At 51.0% G+C, this 11,615-nt stretch carries 8 protein-coding genes; 3 read left to right on the forward strand and 5 right to left on the reverse strand.

Going from position 1 to position 11,615, the window contains the following annotated elements; translation table 11 throughout:
• Window positions 1-223: 223 nt before the first annotated feature.
• The gene (locus QZT94_RS01410) at window positions 224-1,309 is read right to left on the reverse strand and encodes an HRDC domain-containing protein (protein ID WP_296760590.1); all 1,086 of its coding nucleotides are present in this window, start codon (window positions 1,307-1,309) and stop codon (window positions 224-226) included.
• Complete coding sequence (locus tag QZT94_RS01415) at window positions 1,306-1,911, reverse strand: DUF3000 family protein (protein ID WP_296760588.1); 606 nt, start codon at window positions 1,909-1,911, stop codon at window positions 1,306-1,308. The genes QZT94_RS01410 and QZT94_RS01415 overlap by 4 nt, the downstream gene beginning before the upstream one ends.
• Before the next feature lie 193 nt (window positions 1,912-2,104).
• On the opposite strand from QZT94_RS01415, the gene QZT94_RS01420 reads away from it, so the two are divergent.
• Entirely contained in the window at window positions 2,105-3,448 is a 1,344-nt protein-coding gene (locus QZT94_RS01420; RefSeq protein ID WP_296760587.1) for an ATP-grasp domain-containing protein, read from the forward strand.
• 78 nt (window positions 3,449-3,526) lie between these two features.
• On the opposite strand, the gene treZ is transcribed toward QZT94_RS01420, so the two are convergent.
• From treZ to glgX, 3 genes are read right to left on the reverse strand one after another with little or no spacing between them, the layout of a single operon-like run.
• On the reverse strand, window positions 3,527-5,329 hold the full coding sequence (gene treZ, locus QZT94_RS01425; protein ID WP_296760585.1) for a malto-oligosyltrehalose trehalohydrolase: 1,803 nt from the start codon (window positions 5,327-5,329) through the stop codon (window positions 3,527-3,529).
• Entirely contained in the window at window positions 5,330-7,849 is a 2,520-nt protein-coding gene (treY, locus tag QZT94_RS01430) for a malto-oligosyltrehalose synthase (protein ID WP_296760582.1), read from the reverse strand.
• A gap of 24 nt (window positions 7,850-7,873) precedes the next feature.
• Window positions 7,874-10,012: a glycogen debranching protein GlgX gene (gene glgX / locus QZT94_RS01435; protein WP_296760580.1), complete on the reverse strand. Its 2,139-nt coding sequence runs from the start codon at window positions 10,010-10,012 to the stop codon at window positions 7,874-7,876.
• 193 nt (window positions 10,013-10,205) lie between these two features.
• Between glgX and QZT94_RS01440 the strand changes: the two genes are divergently transcribed.
• Window positions 10,206-10,652, forward strand: coding sequence for an aminotransferase class I/II-fold pyridoxal phosphate-dependent enzyme (locus QZT94_RS01440; protein ID WP_296773103.1), 447 nt, complete (start codon window positions 10,206-10,208; stop codon window positions 10,650-10,652).
• 132 nt (window positions 10,653-10,784) lie between these two features.
• The gene (locus QZT94_RS01445; protein ID WP_296773101.1) at window positions 10,785-11,534 is read left to right on the forward strand and encodes a pyridoxal phosphate-dependent aminotransferase; all 750 of its coding nucleotides are present in this window, start codon (window positions 10,785-10,787) and stop codon (window positions 11,532-11,534) included.
• Window positions 11,535-11,615: the final 81 nt, after the last annotated feature.

Raw genomic sequence — 11,615 nt, forward strand, 5'->3', positions numbered from 1 at the left:
CCGAAAACAAGGCGAGCTACAGCCTAATGATGATAGGGAGGTTTGTTACGTCCCCAGCGGGAAAAGCAAAAAATAATGGGGTTAATACCCAAATAAGGCGAACTACACCCTAGCCCTGATCCCAAAGACGACAAATACGCTCAAAACGCGGCAAAAAAACCGCCACCTGCCAGCGCCGAGCCTGCCCTTCAGAAAAAAGAAGCTCCAAATCCGCGCGAGAATCTCAATAAGCCGCCACCCGGCGACAAGCAGCAGGGGAAAGTGCATACTCTGCCCAAACCTGATTCTTATTAGCCCAGCAAGAAACATCTGCCCTCAGCAAACGGTAAAGCTCCGCCCGTCGAGAATCAATTTTCTCCCAAGCAGACACAGAAGTAACCGTATGAAGCTCCCGCGGACCTGACCGAAGGGGAAGCTGAGCACTATCCAAAGCCCTAACCTGTTTAATAGCCTGCCACCAGCGCCGACTATAGCGGCGCAACTGCCTATTAGCCATAAACGGACGTTGCGCTAAATCCTGGTAAGAACGAGGAACATTCAGCGCCAAATCCACTAAATCCCGGTTAGGTAACACCCGAACCGGAGCTAAATCAGCCGCGCGCGCCAGTTCATCGCGCTGCACAAAAAGCTCCCGCAAAACCCCAAGCTGAAACCCAGAACGCGCCCTACCTGCCCCCTTCAAATGACGCCAAGGTTCACTATCATGAGGGCGGCGGAAATGAGCAAGCGCAAAAGCAAACTCCTGACAAGCCCACTCCCAGCGTCCCGCCTCTTCCAAACGCGAGCGCAACGCTAACGCCAAATCCACCAAATAATCCACATCAAGAGCCGCATAATCCAGCCAAGACTGTTTAAGAGGACGACAAGACCAATTCTCACGAGTATGATTCTTCGCCAGCTTCACCCCCAGCACGTCCTCGGTAAGTGCCCCCAAACCGACCTGCTCAAACCCCAACAGCTTCGCCGCGATTTGGGTATCAAACAGGCGAGGAGCGTGAAGACCCACCCAATCCATACACTCCAAATCCTCTTTAGCCGCATGTAAAACCCAAGTCGCGCCCTGACAGCGTGCACCAAAATCCGATAAATCCCCAAGCGCAATCGGGTCAAGCAAAACCAGCGGGGAACGCTCAGCCTTCGCCTGAACCAAATACGCCCTATCTAGATAGCGGATACCACAGGCTCGCTCCGTATCAAAAGCAACAAAGTCACCCGGATTATCATAATCGCGCAGACACTGGCGGTATTCCGGGAGATTATCAATCAGAGACACCGCGCCACCACGCGGTCGATAAAGCGGATTGCTCATACCAGCCTTACCTGCCCCAGACGAGAAATACCGGCAGTCAGCTCTACCGCGTGACCAGCCATCATAGCTAAAAGACGAGAGATAGCTTCCCCGTGCGAAGCCAAATTATTAGCTAGCGGAGTCCAAGAGGCGCGAATCTCCAACTCTGCCGATTCTGAACGTTTATCCAACTCGCCAAAACTCGCTGAGTGAGAACGGGTAATCGAGCCAGCCGACTGAATAAAACTAGCCCCCGACTGAGTTAAAAAATCGGTAAGCCACGACCAACAAACCTGATCCGCCAAAGGCTCAGTAACCAAATCCACATCAACCTGTGCGTGCAGCATCGTCACCAGCCGAAAACGCCCCTGCCAGCCCGGCTGCTCTAAGGGATCGTAGAGAATCACCAAACGCCCCGCGCCGCCACTATTGGAGTTATCATCCAAGGCGGCACAATCCAGGCGAATCGCAGCAGCAAAAGGAGCAATCCCGTGCGGGGAGGGAATCTCACTAACCTTTACATGTGAATCATAGGTCGCGTCACGCAACGTGAGCAGAGCGTCGGTAAACTCTGTAGGCGGATTCTGATTCACTACCTCAGCGTAAGCAGGAAAATGCTTCAAAAGTCGCTGCCACGCCGACAAGCATTAGACCTAGTGGTTTACCTAGCGATTCTTCGCTCATGCCCTCAGCTTTTATTACTTCCCAAGAGGAGCACCCGGTGAAAGGAGTTAGTGTCAATCTCTGATGCCAAATTTCTCCAGCTAGCGGCAGCGCTTTGATAACATTAAAAGGCTCAATTAACAGGGAGGCATTGTGGAAGAAAATACCGGCTTAGCATTTCAACCAGTTATTTTAGGAACCGATATCGGAACCTACGCGCTGGCCAGATCTTTTCACGAAGAATGGAAGATAAAACCCACTATCGTAACCACCCAAATCCTCGGGCCGATTATGTCATCGGGGATTATCGACACTCGGCTAGTTAATCCCGCCAAACTGGCAAATCCGCAATCAAAAATGCCCCTCATAGATGGGCTAATCGCTCTCGGACCGGAACTGAAAAAAGACTATCCCGGCAAGGCACTGCTGTTAATAGCAAATATAGATTCCAATGTGCGTGACGTAATGCGACGGGAAAAAGAAATCAAAGAGCATTATGTATTCGCGTTCCCCTCCCTAAAAGTTATTGAAGAAACCTCAGATAAAGTGAAGTTCCCGCTCCTAGCTAAAGAACACGGGCTGAATGTTCCCCCTACTGTCGAAATCGATTTTTCTGGTTCTCTAGAGAGCGAAATAGCGAAAATAGAGCAAATAAAAGAGCCATTTCCCTGGATTATAAAACCCGCCACCAGTGCCGGATATGAACGCTTGAAATGGACAGGAAAAGCCAAAGTTTACTCGGTTGCAGACAAAGCAGAAGCTAAAAATCTGCTGGAAAACCTGTATAAACACACGCACGAAAATCCGCAAGCACGCCGATTCGTGCTGCAACCGAGGGTAGAAGGCAACGACAGTTTTAATCTCTCGGTGACTGCCTACGTAGATAAACAATCCCGCGTCACCATGCTTGGCTCTGCCCAAGTGCTGTTAGAGGATCATTCTCCCACCGCCCTCGGCAACCCGGTAGCCATGATTACCGAACCCTACCCGCGCCTATATGAACAGGTGAGCAGCTTCCTCAAGGGAGTTGGGTGGCACGGTTTCGCCAATTTCGATTTCAAAGTAGACTCACGCAGTGGGGTTCCCTACTGTTTTGAAGTTAATCCCCGGATAGGGCGCAACTCCTACTACAACACTTCTGCGGGTATGAATCCGATGAAGTTTTTTGTCGAGGACGTAATCGCCGGTAAACGCGTTACCCCGCAACGGTTAAATAAACGGGTATATTACTCGATACTGCCCAAACATCTGGTACTTCGCTACGTAGATAAAGAAATGGGTAAAAAAATTAAGTTCCTATATCGCCAAAAGAAAAATCATGACCCCATGTATTATCCCGCAGAATGGGGGCTCAGTCTGCGCGGTCTGAAACGTTTAGCATACGTGATGATTGCCAGGGAGAATCATTGGCGAAAATATCACCGTAACTATCCGGTCGCTAAATTCCGTGAGGGGGAAACCCGCTCCCTAGATACTGCGGAGCTAACCCGATCCTAAAAGCGCAAAGCCCGCAATAACCCCAAAAAAGGAAAATTTGGGGAGAGCCAAACGGGGAGGCTAATCACCTAGGGAGGGCTAATCGGAAACGATTAACAAAACGTCCTCGCCCCCGATTTTTAAGGGCGCGCTACCTAAATGACCTTGGGTAAAAGAATAGTAAGAGCCGGGAATAGCGGGGCGAACCAGTTCGCGGATATTTTCCTGCTGCGCGCCGAGGTTCACAATCACCTGGGCGCGCTCAGTCGATAGCACCAGCAGATTTGCTTGGCGGCGCAGAGAAATAAAACCAGAAAACACTGCGTTACGGCGCAGCCTAATCAAAAGGCGATACCAGTTCAGCATCTTCTGATGTTTTTCCTCAGAAAGTTCTTGCCAAAGCAGCTTGGAGTTAAGGAAAGTAGAAAGCGCCTGGGGGATAGGAACCGTAACCTCGCCCTCATAAATTTTGTCCCAATCGTGCGAGGCGAACTCGGATTTACGTCCCTCATTAACCGCATTCCCAATAGTCTCATCTGGAAAATCAGTGAAAAACTGGAAACGAGAACGACTGCCCCATTCCTCACCTTGAAAAAGCAGCGGGGTAAATGGTGAAGCCAAAACTAAAGCGGCTTGACCAGCTAAAAGTCCGGGAGAAAGTTTCTCGCTAGGGCGATCACCTAAAGCGCGATTACCCACCTGGTCGTGGTTGGAAGCAAACCCAAAGAAACGGTTGCGTTCCATGTCCTCTGGAACTGGTGCACCCCAGTTTTTTCCTCGGAAACTCGAGTAAGTGCCGTTATGATAAAACACTTGCGAATAGATTTTGCTTAGCGCCGCGGTATCAGCAAAATCCTCGTAATAGCCTTGGGTTTCTCCGGTAAAAGCCACATGTATGCCATGATGAATATCGTCATCCCACTGACCGTCCATACCGTAACCGCCCTGTTCAACAGGGGTAACCATGCGGGAATTATTCAAATCAGATTCCGCCACCAACGTTAGCGGCCTGCCTAGATTCTGCGATAAATCAGCAACCCGAAGCGATAACTCAGCCAAAAAATGCAGTTTCGAATCATCTTTAATCTCGTGAACCGCATCAAGGCGTAAACCATCAAACCCATAATCACGCAGCAGCGCCAAAGCTGCCCCCAGTAAAAACTCCCTAACCAGGGTGCTATCAGCGCCATCCAAGTTATAGCCATCCCCCCAAGGAGTATGATGACGAGCAGAAAAATAGGGAGCGAACTGCGCAAGATAATTCCCACACACCCCTAAATGGTTCAGCACTAAATCTTGAGTAACCGCAATCCCTAGTTCATGCGCCCTATCGATAAAATCCACCAAATCTTTAGGGGAGCCATAGGGATTAAAAAGGGCATATAAACCAACTCCGTCATAGCCCCAACCGCGCTCACCTGGGAAAAAAGCGGTCGGCATTAGCTCGATAACCTCAACCCCCAAATCTGCTAAGTAGGGGAGTTTATCCCTAGCCGCTTTAAGCGTACCCGCAGGGGTAAAAGTACCTAAATGAAGCTCATACCAAACTTTACCGAGTAACTTTTCGTCCGGATGCCACTGACTTGAACGCGAAATAGCGCCAATATCAGCAGTTACCCCCCAAGTTTGACTGCCCGGCAGATAAAGACGTGCCCGAGGATCAGGAAAAGGACCCTTTCCTTCAACCTCAAAAGCATAAGCGCAGCCCTCCGGTAAATCCTCCGGGGCAAGCCACCACTGACCGCAAGGTATCATCGCGCTGCGCTGCGGGTTATCAGGAGTCCCCGTTAATAGGGTTACCTGCTTTTTTTCGGGAGCCCACAGCGGCACTCTTTGACACCCGGCGCGCAACTTCCAAGGTTTAAGACTGCCCAAATCAGTACTTTTAGAGGAGAAAGTCATTTAATCCACTCGCTCCAGTATCCGTGCGCCCCGCTTAAATAGCAGTTCTTCCAGGCTTTGCGTCCCAGCAGAAAATACCTCATTAGAGCAAATATCTTTCCAAGAACCCTTTGGTAAAACCACGGTATGTTCGCTGCGGAAATCACCCTGATAACGCGCTAACACCCCCGGAAGGCGGCGCGCAATAGTTACGATTTGCGCACCTTCACGGGCAGTCCCGCGCGCAAACGCCACCGCGTAACCAGTAGAGAGGGCGAGTGGCTGGTAAGTAGCGTAAGCAGAGACAAAACAATCAGGTAAACGCCTGCGCAAACGCAAAATCGCGGCAGTTAAATACAGTTTTGACTGGTCAAGGGAAGAGGCGTCAGAAAAATCAAGCCCTTTGGTGTCAAGGTGAGAAAGCATTTTAGATAGGGCGCTAAAATCAACCGGGCGGCGATTATCCGGATCCACCAACGATGTTTGGGTGATTTCTGAACCTTGATAAACGTCCGCCACCCCCGGCATGGTTAGTTGCAAGGCTTTATTAGCCAAAATGGTGTAGGCGGTAGCTTGCTCGGTTTCGCCGTGCCAGCGGGAAACAATTTCGGCTACCTGGGGGTCACAAATAATCTGGTCGGCAAAATCAAGCAGCTCATTTTCCCGAACCGTATCGGGGTTAGTCCAAGTAGTCCAAGATTTTTGCTCCCGGATAGCTTTCAGTAGATACTGACGCAGACGGGGCGAGGAAATCGAGCCGTTATCATCCCAAGTGCCAATCAGGGTTTGCCACAACATATTCTCACTGCGCCCATCCAAATCATTAGGGCGATAAACTTGGGTTGTATCCCGCAAATCAGAAACAATCTGGGTCCACAAAGTCGGGTATTGGCTAAGAACCGCCAAACGCATCCGCACGTCCTCGCCGCGTTTAGTGTCATGAGTGGAGCTGGTGGTCATAGTGGCTGGCCAATTGCTTTGAATATCGGAAGCAAACAGATGCACACTGTCAGCAGAAACCCCAAAAGCCTGCGGATTTGAGCCTACCTCATTTAGACACAACAAATGCGTCCAACGATAAAAAGTAGTATCCTCCACCCCCTTCGCCATTACAGCGCCGCAAACCTGTTGGAAACGCACCAAGAATTCTTGCCTATCCCGGTCACTGATATTCAAAGCAGCAGAACCGATTTTATCCCCCAATACCAGGGAAACAATCACTTCCATCGTGTCGGAATGCTCACTGTCGAGCTGGCGCAAAGCCCTGGTCGCGGCAGATTGCACAATCTCACGTGAAATGTTGCTGGCAGGCTGACCGACAGTAACATAAGAGCGGTAAGCGGGCATTTGCATAATTAGTTCCCGCAAACAATCCAACAAAGACCGGAAAGTATAGTCCCGCAAACGAAAATCATTCTGGCAAATCCGCCACAACAATTGCCCAATCCGGCGCACCTCCGCCGCGAGCGAAGTATCAATAATCTGTGCCTTAGACTGCCGTTCAATCTGCCGATAGGACGAGGGCGAATCCCCAGTAATGCTTTGCATTAGCGTCCCCAGCGGCAAAGATGCCCGCGAATCAACCTGAAGTGCAGTTAGCCGCCAGGCAGTGTCGTAACCGGTAGTACCACAAATCGACCAATCGCTAGGAAGCCGCTCGGCGTCCTCTAGAATCTTTTCCCCCGCAATCCAAGCACCTCCGGTAGCCTCAGATAACCAGTGAAAATAACCGGCAGGATCAGCTAACCCATCGGGATGATCCACCCTAAAACCATCAATAAAACCGGCATTGAACAGCTGTAGCAAAAGGGCGTGGGTGGAGTCAAAAACGTCCCGCTCTTCTACCCGCAGTGCCGCAAGGGAATCAATATCGAAAAAGCGGCGATAGTTAAGCTCCTCATCTGCGACTTTCCAATGTGCCAGACGGTAATGCTGTCGCTCTAACAGCACCTCCATTGGCAAAGCCTCGGTTCCAGTTGCTACCGGAAAATAGTGGTCAAAATAGCGTAAAACCCACTGCTTTCCCAGCTTATCCTCGCCCGGAACCGCCAGCTGCTCTAAAGAAATTTCCTGGTCAGCTAAGACCTGACCGATACGTTTACCCAGGACGGGCATTAAAATCGGTTGATCAATGTCGATATCAAACCAATGCGAATAGGGAGAGTCCTTGCCTTGCTTTAGTAGCGACCACATGGGCAGATTAATCCAAACCGGAGTAGGAACCGCCATATGGTTAGGCACCAAATCAACGATAATGCTCAACCCCGCCCGGTGAGCCGCGTCAGCCAAATCCTCAAATGCGTTGCGTCCTCCTAATTCGGCAGAAATATGGCGATGATCAACCACATCGTAGCCGTGCATAGAGCCCGGAACCGCCTGCAAAATAGGGGAAAGGAATAAATCTGTGATTCCTAGAGCCTGCCAATATCCCAGGTGTTTACGCGCGTCTTGAAAAGTAAAATCCTTACTCAACTGCAGGCGGTAAGTGCTGATAGGCAGATGTTTACCGCTGGCGGGCAGATGAGGGTGTTGGCTGGACACGGGGAACCTCCTGTTTTATGTTCCTTATTCCTGGGCGATTTCGCGGATTAAAACCACTACTGAACGGTCAAGTAACTCAAGTTCTTGCCCGGCGCTGTAGAGGGTATCCGAGTCTGAGTAAACGTCCTCTTGCATAGTGGAAATAGCTATCTTCCAACCGGAGCCGCACCCCGGTGGGAGAGCGAAAGTGCAAGGCTTAGGGTCAGCATTGAAAAGCAGTAAGAAAGAATCGTCAATAATCGGTTTTCCGCGCGAATCTGGTTCCCTAATGGCTTGACCATTTAGGAAAATAGTCAGCGAACGTGCCTCTTCATTATTCCAGGCTTCCTCGGTCATCTTTTGCCCATCGGGAGCAAACCAGTCAATCTCGCCCAAATCGGATTGGCCGCCGCGAGAGGGCGCGCCCGCAAAGAAACGCCGCCGATGGAAAACCGGGTGCTGATTGCGGAACTTAATCAGGTGTTTGGTGAACTCTAAGAGTTGGAGCCGGTAGTCGTCCTCTTCAGCGTCCTCAAAGGACCAATCCATCCAAGAAAGCTCATTGTCTTGACAATAGGTGTTGTTGTTTCCCTGCTGAGTGCGGGCAACCTCGTCTCCCATGAGTAGCATCGGAACCCCCTGGGAAAGGAATAGGGTAGTCAAGAAGTTCCGGTGCTGGCGCGAACGCAGCTTTTGAATCGCCGGGTCATCGGTGGGACCTTCCACCCCGCAGTTCCAAGAGCGGTTATGGGATTCCCCATCACCCCCGCCCTCGCCATTAGCTTCGTTATGTTTCTCGTTATAAGAAACCAGGTCACGCATCGTGAAACCGTCATGGGCAGTAACGAAGTTGATAGAGGCATTCGGGCGGCGGCCGCTTTGTTCATACAAATCGGCACTGCCGCAAAAACGGGAAGCAAACTCGGGTAAGGTAGCGTAATTTCCGCGCCAAAAATCTCGAACCGTGTCGCGGTATTTGCCGTTCCATTCGCTCCACATCGAGGGGAAACCCCCCACCTGGTAGCCGCCATCACCCACGTCCCAAGGCTCGGCAATCAGTTTCAGCTGCGAAAGCACCGGATCTTGGTGAATAATATCGAAAAATGCGGAAAGCTTATCTACATCGTGCAGCTCGCGCGCCAAGGTAGAGGCGAGGTCGAAACGGAAACCATCCACGTGCATCTCGATTGCCCAATACCGCAAAGAATCCATAATCAGTTGCAGTACCGCCGGAGAGCGCATGAGCAGCGAGTTCCCGGTTCCAGTAGTGTCAAAATAGTGTGCCTTATCGTCCTCTACTAGGCGGTAGTAGGAGGCGTTATCTAGCCCCTTGAAAGATAGGGTCGGTCCCATATGGTTGCCTTCGGCGGTGTGGTTATAGACCACATCCAGGATTACCTCAATGCCCGCCTGATGCAGGTTTTTCACCATCTGTTTGAATTCTTGAACCTGACCATCAACCACATCTTGCGAACGATACTGGGCGTGGGGAGCGAAAAAACCAATAGTGTTATAGCCCCAATAGTTTGACAGACCGCGCTCTTGCAGAGTGGAGTCATTAACGAACTGGTGTACTGGCATCAGTTCAATGGCATTTATCCCCAGGTCTTTCAGGTATTCAATAGTCACCGGGTTAGCGATTCCCGCATAGGTGCCGCGTTCCTTTTCCGGAATCCGCTCATTCAAATGAGTGAAACCCTTTACGTGCGCCTCGTAAATAACCAGCTTATGCAAGTCATGCCCAGGAGGGCGGTCATTTCCCCAATCAAAATAGGGAGTAGTAACCACCGAAACCGCCATATCTGCCAAGGAGTCATCATGGTTAGGCTGGCTGGGGTCAGCCCAGTCATACGAATATAGAGACTGTTTTGCCCCCACCACGCCATCGGTAGCTTTCGCATAAGGATCTAAGAGAAACTTGTTAATATCGCAGCGATGTCCCGAAGCTGGATCGTAAGGGCCTTCAACCCTAAAGCCATAACGCTGCTCATCACGAAGCCCCGGAATATAGCAATGCCAAACGTGATGGTCCACTTCGCGCAGCTCAACGCGTTCCTCACTGCCGTCCTCGGCGATTAAACAAAGATAAACTTTCGTTGCGACCTCGCTAAAAACTGCGAAGTTTACGCCAACCCCATCATAGGTAGCGCCGAGCGGATACGGTTTTCCTGGCCAAATTTCCATACTTCTAGGGTTTCACAAATCTTCATATTTAGCACTAGCCAGCTTCCTATTTCTGAGAATAAGTTATGTGATAAGCCAGGTGGAAGCGGGGAAAGAATAAAAATGTCGGTGAAAAAAACAGGGGTTTCTACACGGGGTTATCGGGGCGATATAGGTAAAGAAAACCGCAACAAAAAGTCATAAAGTAACAGTGATGCATTTTTCACGGCGAGTAAGTCACCCAGAGCCCAACGCCATATCTTTGGCGGTACAAAGACGGCGCGCACAGGGACAAACGCTAGTTAATATCTCCGACTCCAATCCGACCCGGCACGGGTTAGGGAAAGGAAATAGCCCCTACCAGGCAAATCCGCGCGGATCGCTCGAAGCCCGACACGCCCTCGCCAAATATCTTTCCGCACGGGACAGTCGCGAGGTGAATCCCGACAACCTATATCTGCTCAGCTCCACCTCCCAAGGGTATAGCTGGTTAATGAAGCTATTATGCGATTTCGGGGAGGCGGTGCTCAGTCCCACCCCCGGTTATCCCCTGATAGAAACCCTAGCTGACCTGGAAAATGTGCAGGTAGTGCCGTATAGGTATGCTTGGCTAGGGCGAAAATGGGAACTCGATCCGCTCTCGCTGATTGCAAGTGAATAATTTGCGGGCGAGCAAGGCTGGAGGTCGTCGGGGACGGTAACGGGGCAGGTGCTTGACGAGGGTTTGCCGGGGCGGGGGTCGGACGGAAGATTGCCGGTGACGAGGGGGTCTCGGTCGTCAATAGGGCGAGCCTTGGACAGAGATAGTATCAGCAACCCTAGTGAATCCGCTGGTAGCCCAGTCGCGCGCGCCTTGATAGTCATAAATCCCTCCAACCCTACGGGAGCCTATCTGGACAGCTACGAGCGGAAAACGCTGCTCAACTACTGCAACAAATATGCCCTGCCCCTAATCGCCGATGAAGTATTTTATGATTTCCCCCTGCCCGCTGCGCCCTCTTCTCGCGCCCGCCTAGCCGGTTGCCCCCAAAACCTGACATTCGCCCTCGACGGGTTATCAAAAAGTCTGAGCGCCCCCGGTTACAAGATTGCCTGGTTAGAGGTATCTGGGCCGGATGCGTTAGTAGCAGAAGCGAAGACGCGCTTAGACATAATCGCTGACGCATATTTGCCGTTCAGTGAGATTTTGGCTGAGCAGCTCCCCGGTTTCTTGCAGGAAATTCCGCGGCAAGTAGCGCTAACTCGAGGACGCTGCGCCGCTAATTTGGAAGTGTTAAAAGGCTTGGTGGCAGCAGATTCAATCAGCCCAGTTACGGTGTTAGAGCCGCAAGGAGGCTGGAACGTGTTGCTGCGTTTCCCCTCTCACGTGGACGAGGAGGAACTGGTTAAACAGTTACTAGATGAGCAGGGGATTTACCTACAGCCCGGATACTTTTTTGATTTGCCTTTTAATGGCGTTATTAACCTATCACTGCTGTTAGAACCGGATTATTTCCGAGAAAATGCGCTGAAAGTTTTGCGCACTATCAATGCTTTAAGCTAGGGCGTTTATTTGTGGGAGTTCGCTAGGGGGCATTTGTCGGGAGTTCGCTAGGGGATTAGGATTGGGTTTTGTGCGGGGTCA

Origin of the sequence: Varibaculum sp., assembly GCF_008661855.1 — a bacterium.
GTDB lineage: Bacteria > Actinomycetota > Actinomycetes > Actinomycetales > Actinomycetaceae > Varibaculum > Varibaculum timonense_A.

Coding starts and splice junctions, on each gene's coding strand:
- QZT94_RS01410 (WP_296760590.1), bottom strand. CDS start 1,309: ATGAGCAATCCGCTTTATCGACCGCGTGGTGGCGCGGTGTCTCTGATT.
- treZ (WP_296760585.1), bottom strand. CDS start 5,329: ATGACTTTCTCCTCTAAAAGTACTGATTTGGGCAGTCTTAAACCTTGG.
- glgX (WP_296760580.1), bottom strand. CDS start 10,012: ATGGAAATTTGGCCAGGAAAACCGTATCCGCTCGGCGCTACCTATGAT.
- QZT94_RS01440 (WP_296773103.1), top strand. CDS start 10,206: ATGCATTTTTCACGGCGAGTAAGTCACCCAGAGCCCAACGCCATATCT.